The organism is Paenibacillus albidus (genome assembly GCF_014644435.1).
GTDB lineage: Bacteria > Bacillota > Bacilli > Paenibacillales > Paenibacillaceae > Paenibacillus_AQ > Paenibacillus_AQ albidus.
The window spans coordinates 290297-310561 of the sequence record NZ_BMKR01000002.1; the positions used below are offsets into that span (position 1 = coordinate 290297).

At 45.4% G+C, this 20265-nt stretch carries 19 protein-coding genes and 1 pseudogene; 6 read left to right on the plus strand and 14 right to left on the minus strand.

Translation table 11 applies throughout. The features are described 5' to 3' along the window. Window positions 1-397: 397 nt before the first annotated feature. The 3 genes from IEY53_RS03100 to IEY53_RS03110 are packed head-to-tail and all read right to left on the minus strand — an operon-like array spanning window position 398 to window position 2317. Window positions 398-871, minus strand: a complete 474-nt coding sequence (locus IEY53_RS03100) for a YhjD family protein (RefSeq protein ID WP_189022128.1) — start codon at window positions 869-871, stop codon at window positions 398-400. Next, entirely contained in the window at window positions 868-2127 is a 1260-nt protein-coding gene (locus tag IEY53_RS03105) for a DNA polymerase IV (protein ID WP_189022129.1), read from the minus strand. The genes IEY53_RS03100 and IEY53_RS03105 overlap by 4 nt, the downstream gene beginning before the upstream one ends. Beyond that, complete coding sequence (locus IEY53_RS03110) at window positions 2120-2317, minus strand: hypothetical protein (RefSeq protein WP_373293780.1); 198 nt, start codon at window positions 2315-2317, stop codon at window positions 2120-2122. The genes IEY53_RS03105 and IEY53_RS03110 overlap by 8 nt, the downstream gene beginning before the upstream one ends. Before the next feature lie 212 nt (window positions 2318-2529). Between IEY53_RS03110 and IEY53_RS03115 the strand changes: the two genes are divergently transcribed. Both IEY53_RS03115 and IEY53_RS03120 read left to right on the plus strand, forming a co-directional pair. After that, window positions 2530-3759, plus strand: a complete 1230-nt coding sequence (locus tag IEY53_RS03115; RefSeq protein WP_189022130.1) for a hypothetical protein — start codon at window positions 2530-2532, stop codon at window positions 3757-3759. A 295-nt stretch (window positions 3760-4054) separates the two neighbouring features. Next, window positions 4055-4726, plus strand: coding sequence for an SOS response-associated peptidase (locus tag IEY53_RS03120; protein ID WP_189022131.1), 672 nt, complete (start codon window positions 4055-4057; stop codon window positions 4724-4726). A gap of 558 nt (window positions 4727-5284) precedes the next feature. Here the strand turns inward: IEY53_RS03120 and IEY53_RS03125 are convergent. Next, on the minus strand, window positions 5285-6094 hold the full coding sequence (locus IEY53_RS03125; RefSeq protein WP_189022132.1) for a hypothetical protein: 810 nt from the start codon (window positions 6092-6094) through the stop codon (window positions 5285-5287). A gap of 589 nt (window positions 6095-6683) precedes the next feature. Beyond that, entirely contained in the window at window positions 6684-7565 is an 882-nt protein-coding gene (locus IEY53_RS34910) for a hypothetical protein (RefSeq protein ID WP_229695940.1), read from the minus strand. A gap of 153 nt (window positions 7566-7718) precedes the next feature. Here IEY53_RS34910 and IEY53_RS03135 point away from each other — a divergent pair, with 153 nt between their 5' ends. The 3 genes and pseudogenes from IEY53_RS03135 to IEY53_RS03145 all read left to right on the plus strand — a co-directional run. Beyond that, a complete protein-coding gene (locus IEY53_RS03135) occupies window positions 7719-7910 on the plus strand; it encodes a hypothetical protein (protein WP_189022133.1) in 192 nt (63 codons plus the stop codon). A gap of 319 nt (window positions 7911-8229) precedes the next feature. After that, window positions 8230-8655 carry a hypothetical protein gene (locus tag IEY53_RS03140; protein ID WP_189022134.1) on the plus strand — a complete coding sequence of 142 codons (426 nt, stop codon included), beginning with the start codon at window positions 8230-8232 and terminating at the stop codon, window positions 8653-8655. 233 nt (window positions 8656-8888) lie between these two features. Next, a pseudogene (locus IEY53_RS03145) lies at window positions 8889-9261 on the plus strand (transposase); the annotation flags it as partial. A 78-nt stretch (window positions 9262-9339) separates the two neighbouring features. Here the strand turns inward: IEY53_RS03145 and glnA are convergent. The 9 genes from glnA to hfq all read right to left on the minus strand — a co-directional run bounded on the left by glnA (window position 9340) and on the right by hfq (window position 19569). After that, entirely contained in the window at window positions 9340-10668 is a 1329-nt protein-coding gene (gene glnA, locus IEY53_RS03150) for a type I glutamate--ammonia ligase (protein WP_189022135.1), read from the minus strand. Window positions 10669-10698: 30 nt separating this feature from the next. Next, window positions 10699-11109: a MerR family transcriptional regulator gene (locus tag IEY53_RS03155; protein ID WP_042128355.1), complete on the minus strand. Its 411-nt coding sequence runs from the start codon at window positions 11107-11109 to the stop codon at window positions 10699-10701. A 225-nt stretch (window positions 11110-11334) separates the two neighbouring features. Next, a complete protein-coding gene (locus IEY53_RS03160; RefSeq protein WP_189022136.1) occupies window positions 11335-12588 on the minus strand; it encodes a methionine gamma-lyase family protein in 1254 nt (417 codons plus the stop codon). A gap of 136 nt (window positions 12589-12724) precedes the next feature. Continuing rightward, entirely contained in the window at window positions 12725-14014 is a 1290-nt protein-coding gene (gene hflX, locus IEY53_RS03165) for a GTPase HflX (RefSeq protein ID WP_189022137.1), read from the minus strand. 53 nt (window positions 14015-14067) lie between these two features. Beyond that, the gene (locus IEY53_RS03170; RefSeq protein ID WP_189022138.1) at window positions 14068-15033 is read right to left on the minus strand and encodes an AAA family ATPase; all 966 of its coding nucleotides are present in this window, start codon (window positions 15031-15033) and stop codon (window positions 14068-14070) included. 92 nt (window positions 15034-15125) lie between these two features. Next, on the minus strand, window positions 15126-15782 hold the full coding sequence (locus IEY53_RS03175; protein ID WP_189022139.1) for a YdcF family protein: 657 nt from the start codon (window positions 15780-15782) through the stop codon (window positions 15126-15128). A gap of 2 nt (window positions 15783-15784) precedes the next feature. After that, the gene (locus IEY53_RS03180; RefSeq protein WP_189022140.1) at window positions 15785-16339 is read right to left on the minus strand and encodes a ribonuclease FAU-1 family protein; all 555 of its coding nucleotides are present in this window, start codon (window positions 16337-16339) and stop codon (window positions 15785-15787) included. 196 nt (window positions 16340-16535) lie between these two features. Further along, on the minus strand, window positions 16536-19187 hold the full coding sequence (locus IEY53_RS03185) for a PBP1A family penicillin-binding protein (protein ID WP_189022141.1): 2652 nt from the start codon (window positions 19185-19187) through the stop codon (window positions 16536-16538). Window positions 19188-19329: 142 nt separating this feature from the next. After that, window positions 19330-19569, minus strand: a complete 240-nt coding sequence (gene hfq, locus IEY53_RS03190; RefSeq protein ID WP_019910673.1) for an RNA chaperone Hfq — start codon at window positions 19567-19569, stop codon at window positions 19330-19332. A 257-nt stretch (window positions 19570-19826) separates the two neighbouring features. On the opposite strand from hfq, the gene IEY53_RS03195 reads away from it, so the two are divergent. Next, entirely contained in the window at window positions 19827-20264 is a 438-nt protein-coding gene (locus tag IEY53_RS03195) for a hypothetical protein (protein WP_189022142.1), read from the plus strand. Window position 20265: the final 1 nt, after the last annotated feature.

Sequence of the window (20265 nt, forward strand, 5' to 3'; positions counted from 1 at the left end):
GCCAAAGCAGTAAAGACCACAGTTCAGACAACAACGGAACGGAAATGGTGTCGGCTGTCCGGCTGATTCCACGATCAAAGTATCTATAACAAGAAAATTATCATGAACACTACCGAACATCAAGAGTTTAAAGGGTTTTAAGTGTTCATCTTTACAAAACGAATTGTCTTTCTTCTATTATATGCGGGCATTTTGTGGGCGCTTGTGCGGGCACGGAGGTTTTAGGTCAAGAAGGTATAGAAAAGAGCCGCCTGGTGGATACGGGGATCCACTCCTGATAATCATTGAACCGGAAGCGCTGGAGGAATTGGATCCCGACCCTTTGCCACCCGGGTGGGCTGAGTTTGAACTATAATCTATATGGACCCGCTAGTATAATCACTGACGGGGTTTCGTTTTATTTTTGTAGGTCTTTTAATACTGCCCCAAGGTCGGCTGTATACTTGGTCAACCTTAAGCTTATCTCTGTACGCATAACATCACGGGTTAATCCAAAACGTTCCTGGTATCCCCGGCAAAAAATTTTGTAATATACCAAAAATTCCTCCTGTTCATCCGCCAGTACCCTGATATTCCGTTGCTTCAGCTCTTTTTGTAACTGATAGGTATCCTGCATAATCCGGCGCTGAATGGCTTGACCGGCCATTAAATAGGCGCGTTTAAGTATGTTGCCTGAATGTTCGATCTCCTTCAGGCTCTTGCTAACCATAGTATCTATGTAAGGAAGCAAAATGAGGTCACGAACCATCGTCCGTTCATCGACGGTTATCATTTTTCTCACCTCATCATCTTGCTTCTGCTCATATTGCTCCACATGTTCGGTCATTAACATTTTAGTTTTCCACCGCTCGTTTCCGTTTAATTTGCTCATTTATAATGCCCTCCAATCTGTTCGGCCCGTTCTAGAGCAACCCCGGATTCAAGTAATGAGGACGCACGTATAAGCGCTCGGCTGCCATATCTGGTTTTAATATGATCGATTGCCCGCTCTCGGTTGTATGTTCGGATACGATCGTCGAATAAGGTGAGCTGCATGACGCTGTCATCGGTTAAATGTGATATAGATATAGCTAATCGGCTTATAGGCATACCGGTCCAATTATCAACGAATAAGCGATATGCCGCTGCCGCCACCTCATGAGTTAAAGACGATGGCTCCGGCAGTGTCATTTGTCGGCTGTATGAGTTTGATTTATCCCCATCGGTTTCTGATACCGCTATAGACACCGTTGCTCCCATATACCGGTATTTCCGCGCTCGTTGGCAAACCTCAATCACCAATTCAAGCAAGACGACCTCGATTTCAGGTAGTCGCGTATACAAATTCCAGCGTAGAGCCTTACCGTGCCCTACTGATTTGATTTGATGGCGTATCCCGGTAACTACCGGGCTAGGATCTATTCCACGGGCGGTCTGCCAATAATACTCCGCTTGAATATCACTTTGTTTGCCCATGGTCGTGCGCATTCGCTGCTTGAACTCACCCAGTTCCATCCGGGCGATGTCGCCAATAGTGATAATACCCATACGGTAAAAATTTTTGGTCATCCGACCAGCCACCATGAACATTTCATTCACTGGCAACGGCCAGAGCTCTTTATCTAAATTGTCGTAATCAAGCCTAAAAATTCCGCCTTCCCTCTTCTTCGCAAAGTTGTTTGCCATCTTCGCAAGTATTTTTGTCGGCCCGATCCCCACTCGGGTCCAGACACCAGTTGATAACATGACATGCTGCTGAATGGAATGTATAATCTCCTGCAAATCTCCTCCGAAAAAGCTCAATGAGCCTGTCACGTCCAAAAATTGCTCATCAATGCTGTAGGCTTCGACGAGGTCGGTATAATTGTGGTATATCTCCGAAATCAGCAGTGAGACCTTTATATAAGTACTCATCCGTGGTCGGATGACCACAAGTTCAGGGCATTTTGTCAGAGCTTCACCTACACGTGAGGCGGTGGTTACACCATAGGCTTTAGCGATGGGGCAGGCTGCTAAGACAATGCCATTCATTCGCGTTGGATCTCCTACAGCAACTGGCCGGTCTTTGTATTCAGGATGGGCAGCTTTTTCGACAGAGGCATAGAAGCTTTGGCAGTCCGACAGCAAAATAATACGATCCTTAGGCATATTGGTGCCCCCGCACCGGGTGCCACGCTAAGATATTAGAATATAAAAATACTCGCGGCGCACCAGTGGCCAGGCAAGTAGCCCGAATGCGGCCGTTGCGGAGTCCGTTCACTTCGATCTGACGCTGCGTAATCTTCCCATCCTTGGCTTGATATATAATCTCTACTGTCTGGCCAATACTCATTTTCATTATATCCGCCCCCGCTCAAAATAAGAACATTTGTTTGTATTATAACCAAACGTATGTTCTTTATACAATCAGTAAGATATTCTTTGACTGGGAAAAAAAAGAATTTCATCATGTTCACTCACTATATTGCAGATATAGGCATATTTGTTTAGACAATCCTTGTTGGGTTTTGTAAAGTCAATAGCAATAATACATAATAAGGAGTGTACCGAATGAAGAAAATCAAAATAATATTAATGTTTTTGCTTATTTTCGCAGCTTTTCCTATTTCCAATATCTTAGCCGCAGATGAGGATTTATTGTCGGACAAGTTATTTGTTTCACCTAATAATAAAGTTAGCAATCTAGCTTATATCACTGACAATAAAGACAGTACAACATCATGGTGGACTGGAATTGAAACTATTTATTATGAATTCTCTGAGCCAGTTAACATTTCAAGTGGTAGATTTATACTCAACACTTCAAACTCTAAAGCTGGAGTTAAACTTTATGATGAGACGGGAACACAAATATATTATTCAAACTCTTCGGCTGGTACATATACCATTGGTGCGCTATCTAATGTGAAACGTATTGAGGTTATAGGTACATATTCCAACGCCTTCGGTGGATCAAGCATTGCGGATTTTAAACTTTATGGATCTGTGACTATTCCAACACCAACACCGACTGTAGATCCAACACCAACACCGAGTACAGGAACTTTCAACTCACTGCTTGGAGGAAAAGTAATTACTCCTGGTAAAAATCCAGGAGCGCCTCTAACCACAACTACCTTCGTTACTGATAACGACGAAAGTACCTATTATGCAGTAAAGCCAGAGATAGAAAGTCCCTCAACAACAGATTTTTTAATTTATAATTTCCCAAGCCCACAAGATATTAATGCCTTTAAACTATATATTAAAGATTACAGTAACCAAAAGTTTGCTATAGGGTTTAGGGATAGTACGGGAAAAGAGAAGATATTTTATTTTGCTGATGGATCACAAGGTGGTGACAACAACATCTATCAACTACCGACTGCTATGAAGGATGTAAAAATTGCTTTTGTATGGAATTATAATCCTCCTTCCTCAGCAGACCTCAATGTAATTGAATGGGATCTATACAACAATAGCTTGCCAGACCAAAGCACGGAGCCATCGCCTACACCAATAGTTACACCATCACCTACGACAACACCAACTCCAGAGCAGCCGACAGGCGACCGGGCAATCCTGGTTATAACGATGAACACAGGCCTCGAAAAAGAATTTGATCTTTCAATATCTGAAGTCAACGCGTTCCTTAATTGGTACGATACAGTTTCTGGATCTGCACGCTACGGAATAGATAAACACAACAATAACAAAGGACCTTACAGTAAACGCACCGACTACGTAGTGCATGATAAGATCCTAACCTTTGAAGTAAGTGAGTACACCCTAACAGAATAGCATCCCAACACTTACCTCCTCTATCCAAAGTAGCCAAGCGCTATAATTGGATACAGGAGGTTTTATTATGTTTATATCCCCTATGTTGCTGCAATCGGCTTCCGGGCCCTTTAGCCATAATGATTTTATATTTGAACCAAAGGGCGAGGATAAAGAGTTTGTACACCTGGAGCCTCGGCTACGCGCCAAAGTAAGAATGAGAAACTGGACCAAGTCCGGCATGCTGAGAACGCCAGTGTTTGAACAATTCATTTTATGATTATTATAAAGACATCCTTATATGGAGGTTGATTATATGTGCGGACGCTTTACTATTACAGTCACCCTGGAAGAATTAATAAGCCGTTATCTAATCGATGACAGCAAAATACAGCACTTGGCGCCTAATTATAATGTCGCACCTATGCATAATATTCCGGCCATAATCGGCAGCGACTCCGGAAATCGGTTAGGTGAATTTCGCTGGGGCCTGGTTCCCTTCTGGGCCAAGGATGATAAAATCGGAAATAAGATGATAAATGCCCGCGCTGAAACGGTTGCTGAAAAACCTGCCTTTAAACGGTTGCTCAAATCTCGCCGCTGCATAATTCCTGCAGACGGATTTTATGAATGGAAAAAGGATGGCTCAAGCAAACAGCCGTATCGTATTCTTATGAGTGATGGCAGCATTTTCTCCTTTGCCGGATTATATGACACTTGGGAAAATCCAGAAGGAAAGAAACTCAGCACCTGCACCATAATCACCACTACTCCGAACAGTTTGATGGCGGATATTCATGACCGTATGCCGGTTATATTGAGACCTGCAGATGAGGCTGATTGGCTGGGGAGAGACAATGAAGATGTAGAGTCCTTATTAAAATTGCTGAAGTCTTACGATGCATCAAAAATGCGGGCTTATAAAGTCCCTTCGGCTGTCGGCAATGTACGGAACAACTCTAAGGAATTACTTGAAGATATCGGATAAAAAACAAACCCGTCTGGCATTAGCCCGGCGGGTTGCTATGAATACTCTAAATTCAAACCGTCCTCAAATGAAGTAGGCAGTCTTCTCCTTCATGCTAAGGAGTCTAGTATTCACGGAATTCATCGTATAAACAAAAACAAAATCATTCAAACAATAAGCATATACTAAAAATAGTTATTTTAGAGTGCTAAAAATATAAATCGAAGCGAACAAACACATAATAAAAGCCACGATAGACATCCATCCACGAATTTCTTTTTCCGGTTCTGTATTAGAAGTCTTAAATTCGATGAATTGAATCAACATTACGAAACTCAATGATAGAGTCAATAGACCTGTAAATATTCTTTCATAAGGATATAAAAACATACTGACAGCAAAAGCTATAACACATAGAGTAATGACATAACGAAATATTTTCAGATAATTCTTTCTAATTGGGATCACCTCACTACTAGTCATTACAGAAAAAAGTTAGGTGGAAATTCAGATAAAACAACACCTAAATTACCACCTATTAGTTTATTCATGCATAATTTATGTAGCCCAATTAGCTAATTAATGGATAATTGTCCCACCCAAATTATATAGCAAGTTATATGCATTAGTCATTTGTTGATGGCCAGCTACACTATTGGACCAGACTGCATATGCGGAAGCAGAAACCCCAATTGCGCCAATAATCCATATTGGCGTAATTGCTGCAGCTCCTGATGCTCCTAAAGCTGCCATTCCTGTATCGATGTTAGCACGAGCGCTGGCTACATTATTCGCATACATTTTAAAATCTGACAGACCCGGGCTAGGAGATTGCCACATTATTACTTTAGGAAGTGTAGCATAACCCGGATCCATAAAGAAATTGGTATCAGAATAAGCTTCACAATAAAAAATACTAGCGGACGATTGTCCGGAATTGGTATAATGTGTAGCCCAATAATAACCTCCACTTTCTACTGCTCTAGCTTGTACTTGATCTGAGGTACCTAAAATTTCTGCGTTAAGAAACTCTTCACTAAGTTTTTGATCGTTTAAATAATATTCTCCATTATCTGTAATCAAAATTTCTGTCGTTTTCTGCTCATCTCTGAAAACGTTCTCATACTTTTCGCTGTTTTCAGTAAACTTATATTTTATATCTTCAATCAGAATCGTTTTCTTACCCTCGGCTTCATCAATAGTTTGAACAACAGTATCGGTAATTTTCGTGCCAATAACTTCATTGTTTTCATCAAACACGCTATCTTCTAGATGATATCTAGTATCTTCGTTTGTAACATTAGCTGGCGACTCTGCAAACGCTGAAGTTGAAAAACTAACGGCAATGACTAGTGAGAGAATTGGAGCAAGTATTTTTTTTAATTTCATTATAAATAACACTCTTTTCTTTTTTTATTTTATTCCATTAAAAGCAATTTAAAATTAGTGTTAAATCCATAGAAAGAATATTGAATTAAGTGAGTAACGGTAGTATTTGTCACTAATTATAAATTGGATAAGATAGAATTCTTCCACATACCCCCCTTTCAAAACTACCAATTCCACAAATTCCATTTTATTTCTTTCCTGTAAATATAATAACATTCGAAATATTATAATTTTGTAGAAATATGATAGATTTTTTCGTCTTCTTTTGTAATTAAAAAGAGAGTTTTGTCATATAAGCAATAACACTGTCGATATGAAAATATAGACTTACTGATTTTATTCGATATCCGATCTTATACTCTAATTTCTCATATTTTTTGCTGTTAACGAGTGGTACTTGGATGTTCATTCTAAATTCATATCCACCACTTCTATATAACAATCAAACTTTGAAGACTCCACTACTGGACCTTTCCTCTACAAACAATCGCGCATCAAGGTGATTTTTTCACGACATTGAATTATAGAGAATAAATAAAAAAGCCTGCCGTGACGGGGTTGTTTGCGATACTTTCATTTATGCTTATAGTTAGTATTGATCTACGCTGAAAGTCAGAATTTTATCGAAAATCACATAATCTTTACGATTAGTGAATGGCCCTTTATTGTTCTCATGCTTATTAATCGCGTATGAGGCCGTTCCTGTGCCGGCCTGTTTTTGTTCATACCAGGCAATGAAGGTATTAACCTCTTCCATGCTTAAGTCAAATTCTTTTTCAAGGCCGGTACTCATAGTTACAACCATGATTGCACGATCACCTGTAGGCTGCTCTGGGGTTGGCGATGGGCTTACGGTTGGTGAAGGCGTCGGCGTAACCGTTGATGTTGGCTCAATGGTTGGTTCTGGAGTAGCTGTAGGTTCTACGGTTGGGGTAGCTACCGGCTCTTCAGTTGGTGTTATAGTCGGTGTCGGTTCTATATTATAAAGATTAAACTCAGCAACATTAAGTGTTCCAGTACCTTTCTGTATAACCCATATTTTCTTCACATTAGTCAAAGGCTTAGCAAAGGAATGTATTTCATTATCACCTTGGATCACTTCATTTACGATACTACCTTCAATCCCTACACCATTACTATCTTCGAAAACTATATACATTTTCTCCCTATTATAATTTGTTATGAACATTTTATATGAATTAATGGTAACAGGACTGTCGAATATAATGAGGAAGGTATCTTGTTTTGATTTTGAACTATCACTTCTTTCGTATATCAAAGGGTAACTAGTTAATTCATTATTATCGGTTACTTGTAACGTTGAACCCATTACTGTTGTACTATTTGTACTTGTTCCGATTGCTTTACCATCCATTAAACCTGCAGGACTTTCAGCAGCTTTAGTTAAATTAGGTGCAACAATCAAGATAAGTAAACATAGAATGATAAAACCGAGTAATTTTTTCTTCACAAACATCCATCTCCTTTAATATGTATACATCAAGCCTACACTAATAAAGGGCGAACAAACAGTCTGTTATTCGACAAAAATTTACAATACAATTGAGAGTTATAGAGGAAAAATGTGGATAGGAATAACATACTTAGAGTTTGAGGTGTTCATATGGATACCATGAATGATAAGGAAATACGAAGAGTACTTCGAGCTGCCGTTTCAAAGGAAGAACAAATCGTGGTCTTTTTATCTCATACGGGCAAGCGAATTAAGGGAGTTGCAGATCTTTCAAATGATCCGGAAAGAATAAAAACCACTACGGAGGAAGGGCCTGTATGGGTGCCGATAAGTGAGGGTTGAGAGTGTATCAAGGGTAATTAGGTTGAAGATTGAGGGGAATACTGAAGAATAAAAACAAACCCGTCAGGCACAAGCCCGCCGGGTTATATGTATGCTCTAAATTCAAATCTTTCCGAGATGGCCGCAATAAGTCGCGTCAGATTCGTCTTATCAGCATCTTTTGGTAAAAGTGTTTTTGTATATTCCCTCGCTAGTATCTAGGTTTATATGATCAAGCAAAGTACAACTTAAATGTATATAATCATCAGGAATTAAGTCCAATCTATAATTGCAGATTCACAATATAATAATATATAACCTCGAAATGGAGTGATGATAAATGGCAACAATTATAAGTTATGGTTCACAGGCAAAAATCCCGTTAGACCCGCTTACTACTGCTATAACGGTTGCGGGGATTCCTGGAGCTGGAGCGGGTCTAGCCACAGCGCAAGTAAATATTAGTCCGGCTAATCCTGCCTCTTTCTCCAGTAGAGTCGAGTTAAATGGTAGTTTTAGTCTTACTGCACTTGCTAATAGTGAATTTTTTGTTATAATCCGGCGTGCTGGAGTCGATATTTATAGATCCTTTTATCGTTTTACTTCAACTACTGATATTCAAATAAATGTTCTGTGGGTTGATGGTCCTTATCTTGGAATCCACAACTATGAATTGGTAATTCAAAATAATAGCATCTTGCCTATAAATCTATTTGGACCCATAGCATTCACAGCAACTGCTATTGGAGGAGAGGGCGTAATTTAAGTTATGGAACTAGATTTGGGTCTAGAGCAAATCCTGTAATATTGTAATGAGGATCAAAAAGTTATTGAGGTTACATTGCGCGACTCTCTTGAAAGGTACACAGAGGAGGATAAAGAAACATATCTGCCCCCATAACGTGAGACAAATCAAAACACCTTCAAGACAATGAACCCTTATCGTAAGATAGGGAGATAATCTTGGAGGTGTTTTTGCATTGGCAACCAGAGTAAGCTATTACCTATTTGCCATTTGGCGGTAAAATGCTGTACCTCTCCAGTATTCTGGACCTGTACAATGGGGAGATTGTGGCTTACAGTATAGCAGATAAGCAAGATACCTCTTTGGTTTTGGATACGTTAAACCAGCTTCCAGAACAGGATGCGATGTTATTACATAGCGACCAAGGCAGTCTATACACGTCCTTAGCGTACCAGGAAGCTGTGAAAGGAAAAGGCATTACCATGAGCATGTCCCGTAAGGAACGCCCGCTGATAATGCCCCCATTGAATCGTCTCATTCCACTCTAAAGTCTGAAACGTTCTACCTCGAATTCAGGCGAAACTAAATAACCAGTCCCCGGCTGATTACCGGCGACTGGCAGCTTAACTTGTAAGGTGTTTTGATCCCTGTCTCAATGATGGGGGTCAGTCCCTCTTGACCATACAGCGCCAAGGGTTCTGTCTTCTAGTAAAGCGTCATGTATTGGTTTCTTTCCCACTCGTGAACCTGGGTCCGGTAGATATCCCATTCGATTTCTTTAAGCTCATAGAAGTGAGCCAGGGCGTGCTCGCCGAGGGCTTCGGTGATCACGTGGCTGCGGATCATCTCGTTCAGTGCTTCCTTCAGGTCGGCCGGCAGGCTTGGGATGCCTTCTTCGATCCGCTCTTCTTCAGACATAATATAAATGTTGCGGTCAATCGGAGCCGGAAGCTCCAGCTGGCGCTTGATGCCATCAAGACCTGCCTTCAGCATTACAGCGAGTGCAAGGTACGGGTTGGCTGCAGGGTCCGGGTTACGAACTTCAACACGTGTACTGAGTCCTCTCGAAGCCGGAATACGAATCATCGGGCTGCGGTTGCTGGCAGACCAGGCCACATAACACGGTGCTTCATAACCAGGCACCAGACGTTTGTAAGAGTTAACTGTAGGGTTCGTGATAGCTGCAAATGCACGGGCATGCTTCAGGATACCCGCCATGTAATGACGTGCAGTCTTGCTTAATCCAAGCTTGTCACTTTCATCATAGAACATGTTCTCGTTGCCTTTGAACAAGGATTGGTGCGCATGCATCCCGGAACCATTCATCCCGAACAATGGCTTAGGCATAAATGTGGCATGCAGGCCATGCTGGCGGGCAACGGTCTTGACAACCAGCTTGAAGGTTTGGATTTGGTCAGCTGCTTTGATAGCATCTGCATACTTAAAGTCAATCTCATGTTGGCCGGAAGCCACTTCATGGTGGGAAGCTTCAATTTCAAAGCCCATCTCTTCCAGGGTCAAGACGATTTCACGACGACAGTTCTCCCCGAGGTCCATCGGAGCCAAATCAAAGTACCCGCCCTGATCATTCAACTCAGTGGTAGGGTTGCCTCTCTCATCTGTCTTGAACAGGAAAAATTCCGGCTCTGGTCCTACGTTCATTGCAGTAAAGCCCATTTCTTCGGCTTCTTCCAGACAACGTTTCAGAATACCGCGCGGGTCTCCGGCAAACGGAGTACCATCCGGCATGTATACATCACAAATCAAACGTGCAACCCGGCTATCTGTTACCCATGGGAAAATAACCCATGTGCTAAGGTCAGGGTACAGGTACATGTCAGATTCCTCAATACGAACATAACCTTCAATGGAAGAACCATCAAACATCATTTTGTTATCCAGTGCTTTTTCCAACTGGCTTACCGGAATCTCTACATTCTTAATGGTACCAAGCAGGTCGGTGAATTGCAGACGAATGAAACGGACGTTTTCTTCCTTGGAAATACGTAAAATATCCTCTTTAGAGTAGCTCACAATACCCTCTCCCTTTCAAACATCTTTATATTATTTATTAAAAAACCGGGATAACTCACCTTGAATGAGAGATACTTGTCCCGGCCTTTTACCGGAAACCAGTTCCTGCTTCAGCATTCGGTGCAGCTGTGAATCGGATAATTCTCTGCGTCTTACTTCAGTATCAGGAGTAATGACAGTAGCCTCTTCAGATTCCTTCGAAACAGGATTCATCACCTGCTTAATGCCGGCAATATTAACACCCTTCTCAATCAATGCTTTAATCTCCAGTAAACGCTCGACGTCATTAAATGAGAACAAACGCTGGTTGCCGGACGTGCGGGCAGGCACGATCAGACTGTGCTGCTCATAATATCGAATTTGTCTTGCAGATAAATCGGTTAGCTTCATTACGATTCCGATAGGGAATAATGCCATATTTCTGCGGATTTCATCACCCATGACTCATCCAACCTTCCAATGATCTTTTTCTCATCTCATTGTACATTTCCTAATTCCGCGTGTCAATGGTGTGTGAGATATTCTCACAACATTTCTGTGAAAATAGGATCAATTCGGTGAAACAGGGCAAAGTTTACTAGGAATCTAGCTTGTCCGCAGTATATCATATCCACCAAGCAGCAAGCAAAAAGACCAAGTAGTGGCTTGCAGCACTACAAAATATCCTTACAACAGCTGTTGATCCCGCATACTTTGCAGCGCCATCAGAACGCCATATTTCACATGTGAATAGGTTAATCCGCCCTGCATATAACCTATATACGGTGCCCGGATCGGCGCATCGGCAGATAACTCCAAGCTGCCACCCTGTATAAACGTACCTGCCGCCATAATGACAGGATGCTCATAGCCGGGCATATCCCAAGGCTCGGGAACTACATGGCTGTCGACAGCCGCTGCCCGCTGGATGCCCTGCACAAAAGCAATCAGTTGCTCCGGCCCGGCAAAAGCTACAGCCTGGATGAGGTCCGTACGAGGAGCATTCCACGCTGGTTTGGTCTCAAAGCCGCAGCGCCGGAACACAGAGGCGGCAAATATACTGCCTTTGAGCGCTTGCCCCACTGTATGGGGTGCCATAAAGAGCCCTTGATAAAGGCCGCGTGTTGTTCCAAGCATGGCCCCTACTTCACCGCCAATTCCGGGCGCAGTCAGACGGTAGGCCGCTTTTTCCACCAGCTCCCTGCGTCCGCAAATGTATCCGCCCGTTTCGGCGAGCCCGCCACCGGGATTTTTGATCAATGAACCTGCCATCAGATCAACCCCGACCTGGGTCGGCTCCAGCTCCTCGGTAAATTCTCCGTAGCAATTGTCCACAAATACAATGGCCTGGGGCGCCAGCGTCTTTACCTTCTCCGTCATCCCGCCTATCTCATCCACCGTAAAGGAAGAACGCCAGTCATAGCCCCGTGAGCGCTGAATACCGATTACCTTGGTCTTGTCCGTAACAGCAAGAGCCACTTCCTCCCAATCCACGCCTCCATCCGGAGTCAGCGCAACCTCCCGGTAGCCGATGCCAAAATCGGCAAGAGAACCGGTCCCGTCACCGGATTTGCCAATGACCTTGTGAAGCGTATCATAAGGACGGCCAGTAATGTAGAGCAATTCATCTCCGGGGCGCAACACACCAAAAAGCGCTGTGGAGATTGTATGGGTACCCGAGGCAAAATGAGGCCGCACCAGCGCTGTTTCTGCACCAAAAACATCTGCATAGACGAGATCCAGCACCTCACGCCCCCGGTCGTTATAGGCATAGCCGGTTGACCCCGCGAAATGATAGTCGCTTACCTGGTGCCGTTGAAAAGCCTCAATAACTTTCCACTGATTTTTATCTACAATGCTGTCCAATACTTTTACCGCACTTTCAATCTCCTGCTCGGCGAATTCCGCCGCTTCTAGAATATCCTTTGCAAACACAACCATCGTTCCTCGTTCTCCCCTTACATTTACTTGCCATTATGGTGACAATGCGCGTCAGCACACTGTCGCTTTCCAGTGAAACACTCTTTCTTTTGTCACGGAAATAAAGTCCCTCTTAAAGAGGGACTCCATAACCATCTTATTGCGGATCCACAAAATCGGCAACCATGTAACCCCACTTGAGATAATCCTCTTTGTTGAGGCGCACAGTGTAGAGAACGTCATTCTCATCAACATTCTGTTCAAGCACCTCACCCACTCTGTAGAGCAGTGAAGACAGATCGCCCCGGTCGGCCGGAATGCGGAAAGTCAATGTGTCCCCAGCCAGTTCATCCTCAATAAGTTCAGTGACCCGGGTCAGATCCTCAGGGTTAAAGGCGCTGATCTTCAAGTATCCCGCACCTGTCGGCAGCATTTCCAATTGCCCGGAATCACAAATATCACTTTTGTTAAAAAGAGTAATTTGTGGTTTGCCGGCTGCGCCAAGATCCTGCAAGATGGACTGGACTACCTCCATCTGCTCTTCACGCATTGGAGAAGAGGCATCTACCACATGCAGCACCAGGTTAGCTTCATTGACCTCCTCCAGCGTAGCCCGGAAAGAAGCCACCAGATCGTGTGGAAGGTTCTGAATAAAACCGACCGTGTCGGTAAGAACTACGTCCTTGCCGCCGGGCAACGCCAGTACGCGGGAAGTAGGGTCCAGTGTAGCGAAGAGCTGGTTCTCGATATACACATCGGCATCCGTAAGCTGCTTGAGCAGCGTTGATTTGCCGGCATTCGTATACCCTACCAGCGCCACCTGAACCGCTCCGCTCTTGCGGCGGCGTTCCCGGTGCAGCTCACGGGTCTTTACAACCTCATCCAGCTGGCGTTTGAGCTCCGTAATCCGGTCCCGGATGTGACGGCGGTCCGTTTCCAGCTTGCTTTCCCCCGGCCCTCTTGTCCCAATGCCTCCGCCCAGTCTGGACAGATTCTTGCCATGTCCGGACAGCCGGGGCAGCAGGTAGGAGAGCTGGGCCAGCTCAACCTGGATAATCCCCTCGCGTGTCTTCGCACGCCCGGCAAAGATATCCAGAATGAGCTGGGTGCGGTCAATAATCTTCAGGTCCAGTGCTTCCTCCAAATTACGGACTTGAGCACCGGAAAGCTCCTGGTCAAAGATCGCCGTATTCGCCCCGAGACCATCGGCAGCCATACGCAGTTCTTCAACCTTGCCCTTGCCAATAAACCATTTGGAATCGGGGGTCTCCTTATTCTGACGCAGCACATCCAGAACCGCTACACCCGCCGTTTCCGCCAGCTGCACCAGCTCCTGGAGGGATAACTCAGGATCAATACCGGTGCGTTTAATCTTATCCGTAACCAGACTGACCAATATGGCCCTGTCCTGCAGCTCTGTGTTCGTGTCATGTGTTGTTATGGCCATCTGTCCTTTGCTCCTTATTGCCAATTGCCGGACAGGTCATCCGGCAATCAGGATTACAATTTAAAATCTTCCGTACGCAGCGTCATAAGCTCCTGTTTGCCAGGGCTTATGTTCTCATACTGATTAAGCAGGCGGACCGCCTGGCTGCGGACAGCTTTCTCAATAGCATTGCGTACATACCGCGCGTTACTGAAAGCATGAAGACTCTCTGTCTTCTCCTGCAGTAATTGCTGCTTTAATTTGAGTATAGCCTGCGGCATTAAAATATAATCGCGTTCCTTTGCCATCAGCTCGGAGATTTGCAGCAGCTGATCGATGGTATAATCGGGAAATTCAACCTGAATAGGGAACCGCGAGGGCAGCCCGGGGTTGCTCATCAGAAAATAATCGATCTCTCCCGAATATCCGGCCAGGATCAGCACGAACTGACTGCGGTGATCCTCCATGGATTTGACCAGGGTATCAATCGCTTCTTTGCCAAAGTCCTTTTCTCCCCCGCGTGCCAAACTGTAGGCTTCATCAATAAAAAGGATGCCGCCCAGCGCCTTTTTGACAAGGTCGCGTGTCTTCTGGGCGGTATGGCCAATGTATTCTCCAACAAGATCCGCTCTCTCTACCTCTATGAGATGTCCTTTGGCCAAAACACCCATTCGCTGGAACAGTTTGGCAACAATACGGGCCACCGTTGTTTTGCCGGTTCCCGGATTGCCCTTGAACACCATATGATAAGCCTGGCCTCCGCTGGCAAGTCCGGCCTCGCTGCGCATCTGGGCAACCTGCAGCAAGGCATAGATTTCAAAAACCAGCTCTTTGATATTATCCAGGCCCACCAGCGCGTCAAGTTCCTGGCTAAGCTCCTGAAACAGGCTGCTATGGCCATGATTTTTGGGGAGGACCGCTTGAGGTTCTCCAGCTGAATGGATCAGGACCGGAGTCTCCTGACTCCGCAACACTACATTAATCTGCCGTGACGGTCTGCCTTCCTCCCGCCCGCTTGCCGCCGCTACGCGTCCGTTCATCGGTTCACCTCATTATCAGGGCTGACTTTCTCTAAATCAGTCTATTCCAGCTTATGAGATGTTATTAGCAGATTCGGGATTTCTCATCCAAATTACAAGAATAACTGTTGCAGCTTCCATTTGGTGTAGGCCAGTACCTCGCGCGATTTGTGGTGGGCCATGGATAAAACCTCGGATTCCGTCAGCCCCAGCTCCGGCTGAACGTATCCAAGCTGCCCCGCAATTTCCTGAGCCCGCCGACCATGGTAGGAATGCGTAATGATTATGGAGCTAGACAAATTCCTAGACTTCATAATCTCTTGGCTGAATAGCAGATTCTCATAAGTGCTGGTAGCTTCGTTCTCCATGAGAACTGCATTTTCCGGCACACCCTGCTGAACCAGATAATTCCGCATGCCCTGTCCTTCAGTGAATTTATACTCCGGACGGTCCAAACCGCCGCTTACGATAATAAGCGGAAACTTTCCTTCTTTGTAGAGCTTCAATCCATAATCAAGGCGTTCCCTGAGTCCAGGGCTGGGCTGGTCGCCCCACATCGACATTCCGAGAATTATGCCTACATCCGCTTTCTTCAGCGGCTCCGTGGTAGCAGCCCGATTGATATTCCATAGTGCATAGGCACACCACAGCAAACCTGCAGCCACCAGAATGATAAGTGCCCGCAGTATTGGCCTTTTGAAGCGGGATCGTCGTCTTCCGGAGGCTCTCCGGATCGGGGAAGATCCCTTACCATAAACATACCATTCCATAGTTATTTCCTCCTGAATTCTCCGTGGTGGAACAATTCGGAACGATGCTTCAGGGAGAGTGAGAAGTAAGGGAAGGCATGAGCGTCAATGCTGCGCAAAATCGTCTTGGCCGTATTCCAGGCCAGGTTGTAATCACTTTCGGAAATATCCCCTCTTTCCAGCGCTTCCTCCAGCTCATCTTCATCCAGTAAAAAAACTTCACCGTTCCATAGCACCACTACATCCAGATATAAGTCATCAAACCAGGGAACCCCCTGATCGGTAACACCCTGCACTTTGCAGGTATCTATGTACCACTGGATAATATTCTGCCGTTCATCGAACATGGCCGTCACAATATAGTGACTGTCTTTCGGGAAATACTGCAGCCATGAATACCCTTTGTCCGCTATGCGGTATGTATGCCTGCCATAGCTCTTCCATAGTGGCTCCTTAAGACCATAAATGGTATACAGCGTAATGTAACCATTGAACTCGCGGCTCTCCACATAACGGCAAGCAAAATGGCGGCGCGTAATCCGGCGCCAGTTGGCCCGGTCTCCGAATTTACGTTTCATAGAAATTACCCTCTCCAGTATGGTGTCTTCAGCTTAACACATTTAGCGGGTACACTCAAAACATCCTCTAATAGTGATACTTACACGCAGTCCCGCATGAATAAACTTTTACACAAAAAAGCAGCCATACTACGCCTTTACTTCAGGGCAGTATGGCTGCCGGAGCAGCTCATTTGCTGTTAAACAATTTCATTTATTACGGAAGTATACCTTCATCGGTAGCATCCGTTTCGGGGCTGAGGATGACCCCCTCTGTTCCTTCATTTACAGGATCAGTTGCAGCCGGCGGCACTGTAGGTTCCGTAGTTGGTGCAAGTGGAGGATCGGTGATTTCAGGCAACGTTCCGCCGTTATTTCCGCCGCCGTTACCATTGTTTCCACCGTTTCCATTGTTGCCGCCACCCTGTTGGTTCCCGTTTCCATTGTTGTTGCCCGGGTTATTCCCGTTGTTATTGCCGGAATTGCCGCCGCTGTTATTACCGCTGTTGCCCGGGTTATCTTCTCCTGTACCGGCCTCTCCGGTATTGTCAGGTGTAGGTGTCGGGAGATTCGGATCAATCGTCGGATCGGGCTCTGGAGTTTGCGGTTCATCCTGGACCGAGACAGCCGCTGTATTGGATGGTTCACTCTCCAGATCCTGCTCAGGATAATACGCGGTTACATAATATTCATAGGTAAGTCCCGGCATAGCGCTGATATCCCCGGCGCTGGTGGAAACAGTATTCAGCAGTGAACTGAATTCAGTCTCCGAAGTCTCACGGCGGTAAATGCGGTACTCCACACCCGAGACCGGGACTGCCTGCCAGCTGAGATTAACTGTCATGGTAGAAGCATCATACTCGGCTGCAAATCCGCTGACCGTCTGAGCAGTCTCTGGTGTAGGCGTTGGCTCATTTTTAGGAATGTCCACTCTGTCAGGCTGCGGGAACTGCTTCTCCGGAACGCCCTCCAGAGCTTTTTCCATCACCTTGCCCCAGAAAGCGGCAGCGAGCGGACTGCTGTTCTTTAGCAGATGCTGCTTATCCGGTTTGTCGTAGCCCATCCATACCGCAGCCGTCCATTCCGGTGTATAGCCGACGAACCAGACATCCCGGTTCGAGCTAATGCCCGAGTACCCGCTCTGGTTCGTACCGGTCTTGCCGGCGACCGGACGGTTAATTTTCGCTTTTTTCCCGGTACCGTCCCGCACTACATTCTGCATCATCTCTGTCATTTGCCAGGCTGTAGTCTCACTCATTACCCGCTTTGGAGTAGTGTTGGCTTTGTAGACGGTAGTTCCGGTGCTGTCCGTTATGGATTTAATGGAGTAAGCCTCCCGCAGCTCGCCGCCGTTGGCAAATGAGCTATAGGCCTGGGCCATTTCGAGCGTATTGGTTCCTTTACTCACCCCGCCAAGTGCAAGTGCAAGGTTCTTGTCTTCATCGGCCAGATTAATCCCCGTCTTCTTGACGAACTGGAATCCGGTATTAATACCGATTTCATTCAGCAGCCACACGGCAGGAATATTCTCCGACTTTTGAATGGCATCACTCATACTGATCGTAGACGAATATCCATGCAGATTGTTCGGACAATATTTGCCGAAACATTGCTTTTCATTGCTCAGCCGGGATTCCATTGTGAATTTGCCCGATTCCAGAGCAGGTGCATAAGCTACCAGCGGCTTAATAGCTGAACCGGGAGAACGACGGCTGTCATTAACACGGCTGTAGCCTTTTTTCTCATAATTCCGGCCACCCATCAGAGCGACTATGCCTCCGTTCTCCTGATTGATAATCGTCATTGAGCCCTGTACAATCTGCTCGTCATCCACCGGCTTCTCGAAGTTGTCGCTGTCCGTGAAAGCATCCTCCACCGTTTCCTGTGCATTCTTATCCATCGTGGTATAGATTTTGTAGCCGCCGATATTCAGATCATCCTCGGACAGGCCAAACTTCTCTTCCGCCTCATCCACGGCATAATCAATAAAAGCCTGATAACGCTGCTTCTTTTCGGGCGGCTTGTAATTATAATTCACCGCCTTGGCTTCTATCATCTCGGGCTCAGTAATATAGCCCTGATCGTACATCAGCTGGAGCACAACCGCTCTGCGTTCCTTGGAGAGCTCGGGATTACGCAGCGGATTGTAGCGGGAAGGTCCTTTCGGCATGGCTGCCAGGGTGGCCATCTCCCACACTTTCAGTTCATTCAGATTGCTTTTGCCGAAATAACGGATCGAAGCCGCTTTAATGCCGTAAGTGGTTCCGCCAAAGTTAATCCGGTTCAGATACATCTCCATGATTTCTTCTTTGGTATGCTGATTCTCCAGCGCCACCGCAATCGATACCTCCGTCGCTTTGCGGAAGAACGTTTTGTCGCGTGTCAGGAAGATATTTTTGGCCAGCTGCTGAGTAATCGTGCTTCCGCCCTCGACCATGCTTCTTGCCGCAATATCCTTAACGGCTGCACGGCCGATCGCCCAGAGGTCTACACCTTTGTGTTCAAAATAACGTTTATCCTCCGTAGCCACAAATGCGCTGACCAGCAGCTTGGGGATATCCTGGTAATCGACAGGATCGCTTTTCTCAAAAGAAAGCTCGCCGATCAGATTAGCGTTACGGTCATAGATCTTCGTTGTTTCGTTAACAGTCAACTTATCTTTGTTTGCATCAAGCAGTTTTTCTCCGTTCAGCATAATGAACAAGTAGCCGCCCAGTGCGCAAAAAATGGCCAGCGCTGTTGCAAAAAACATCGTCCACAAAACACGTTTTTTGGTTAAAAACCGCTTTTTTTTCTTCGTTTTCGGTTTGGGTTTGGACGACGTTCTGTCTCTGTTACGGTTCGTCCTTGATATTTCGTCTTTAGACATGATGCCTCCTGACTCCCTTTCGGAACAATCCTAAAATGGTATTCAATCCACGAATGAAAAGAACAACCTTCGCAGGTTGCTCTCTACACTCTCTATTCAAACGATTTATAAAGAAAAAGGTTTCGCGCGTAAATAAAAAATCTTATTCTTCGCTTCCGCTGTCCTGCATCAAAGACACGCTGCGCTGCGGTGTAAAAGTGGAAATTGCATGCTTGTACACCATTTGCTGGCGCCCATCGCTGTCAATGACAATGGTGAAATTGTCGAACGCCTTAATAATTCCCCGGATTTGAAAGCCGTTGGTCAAATATACTGTGGCAGGGATATTCTCTTTGCGCAGTTGGTTCAAGAACGTATCTTGGATGTTAATGGACTTGTTCATATGACGTACCCCCAATGGTTCAATTAGATTGTTCAGAAGTATATTCGAGACCTTAGAGAAACTTTCCTGCTATTATAGCACGTATTTTGCAGTTATTTCAATGTACCCAATCAGTGGCAATTATAGAACACGCATTAATCACTCATAAACATCATTCTTTTATCAGGTGCACAAGCACCGTACCCGCCACACTCATATTCTATTAACAAACATTTGAGAGGTTAGGTGAAAACGATATGAGCATCCAGTTTTTAGATATGCGTATTTCTCAAGACAGTACATCAGACCTACCCGGCCTTGCTTTGTCTTCCTCTTCATTCCCCTATACATTTGGTGACATCGGATTGCAGACCGCAAACATTGCGCCTGGTAATTCAAGTCTGGTGCGGGTATCTCTGTACGCGTATGCCCGGCTGACGATGGCCATATCCGCGAATCCATCCATCATTCCCAACGTCACCTTTACCATTTTCCGAAACCAGACTCCGATCTTTTCCACCACCTACCAAAAGCCGGAATCTCAGTCCCAATCGGAAATAACCTATGAAATGGCCGGTCTAAGTGCCGTTGACTTCCCTCCCCAAGCGGATGTTCTCGCAGGCCAAATCCGGTATATCATCAGTGTTTCCACAAATTATGGTGTGACCCTGGGAGCGAGAAGCTTTACCGGAACTGCGGTTGCTGGGAATGGATGAA

Excerpts from the sequence above, each read along its gene's own strand:
- IEY53_RS03175 (WP_189022139.1), bottom strand. The coding sequence starts at position 15,782 with ATGGAATGGTATGTTTATGGTAAGGGATCTTCCCCGATCCGGAGAGCC.
- IEY53_RS03180 (WP_189022140.1), bottom strand. The coding sequence starts at position 16,339 with ATGAAACGTAAATTCGGAGACCGGGCCAACTGGCGCCGGATTACGCGC.
- IEY53_RS03160 (WP_189022136.1), bottom strand. The coding sequence starts at position 12,588 with ATGGTTGTGTTTGCAAAGGATATTCTAGAAGCGGCGGAATTCGCCGAG.
- hfq (WP_019910673.1), bottom strand. The coding sequence starts at position 19,569 with ATGAACAAGTCCATTAACATCCAAGATACGTTCTTGAACCAACTGCGC.
- IEY53_RS03105 (WP_189022129.1), bottom strand. The coding sequence starts at position 2,127 with ATGCCTAAGGATCGTATTATTTTGCTGTCGGACTGCCAAAGCTTCTAT.
- IEY53_RS03170 (WP_189022138.1), bottom strand. The coding sequence starts at position 15,033 with ATGAACGGACGCGTAGCGGCGGCAAGCGGGCGGGAGGAAGGCAGACCG.
- IEY53_RS03135 (WP_189022133.1), top strand. The coding sequence starts at position 7,719 with ATGGATACCATGAATGATAAGGAAATACGAAGAGTACTTCGAGCTGCC.
- hflX (WP_189022137.1), bottom strand. The coding sequence starts at position 14,014 with ATGGCCATAACAACACATGACACGAACACAGAGCTGCAGGACAGGGCC.
- IEY53_RS03110 (WP_373293780.1), bottom strand. The coding sequence starts at position 2,317 with ATGAAAATGAGTATTGGCCAGACAGTAGAGATTATATATCAAGCCAAG.
- IEY53_RS03140 (WP_189022134.1), top strand. The coding sequence starts at position 8,230 with ATGGCAACAATTATAAGTTATGGTTCACAGGCAAAAATCCCGTTAGAC.
- IEY53_RS03125 (WP_189022132.1), bottom strand. The coding sequence starts at position 6,094 with ATGAAATTAAAAAAAATACTTGCTCCAATTCTCTCACTAGTCATTGCC.
- IEY53_RS03115 (WP_189022130.1), top strand. The coding sequence starts at position 2,530 with ATGAAGAAAATCAAAATAATATTAATGTTTTTGCTTATTTTCGCAGCT.
- IEY53_RS03195 (WP_189022142.1), top strand. The coding sequence starts at position 19,827 with ATGCGTATTTCTCAAGACAGTACATCAGACCTACCCGGCCTTGCTTTG.
- IEY53_RS03185 (WP_189022141.1), bottom strand. The coding sequence starts at position 19,187 with ATGTCTAAAGACGAAATATCAAGGACGAACCGTAACAGAGACAGAACG.
- IEY53_RS03155 (WP_042128355.1), bottom strand. The coding sequence starts at position 11,109 with ATGGGTGATGAAATCCGCAGAAATATGGCATTATTCCCTATCGGAATC.
- IEY53_RS03120 (WP_189022131.1), top strand. The coding sequence starts at position 4,055 with ATGTGCGGACGCTTTACTATTACAGTCACCCTGGAAGAATTAATAAGC.
- IEY53_RS03100 (WP_189022128.1), bottom strand. The coding sequence starts at position 871 with ATGAGCAAATTAAACGGAAACGAGCGGTGGAAAACTAAAATGTTAATG.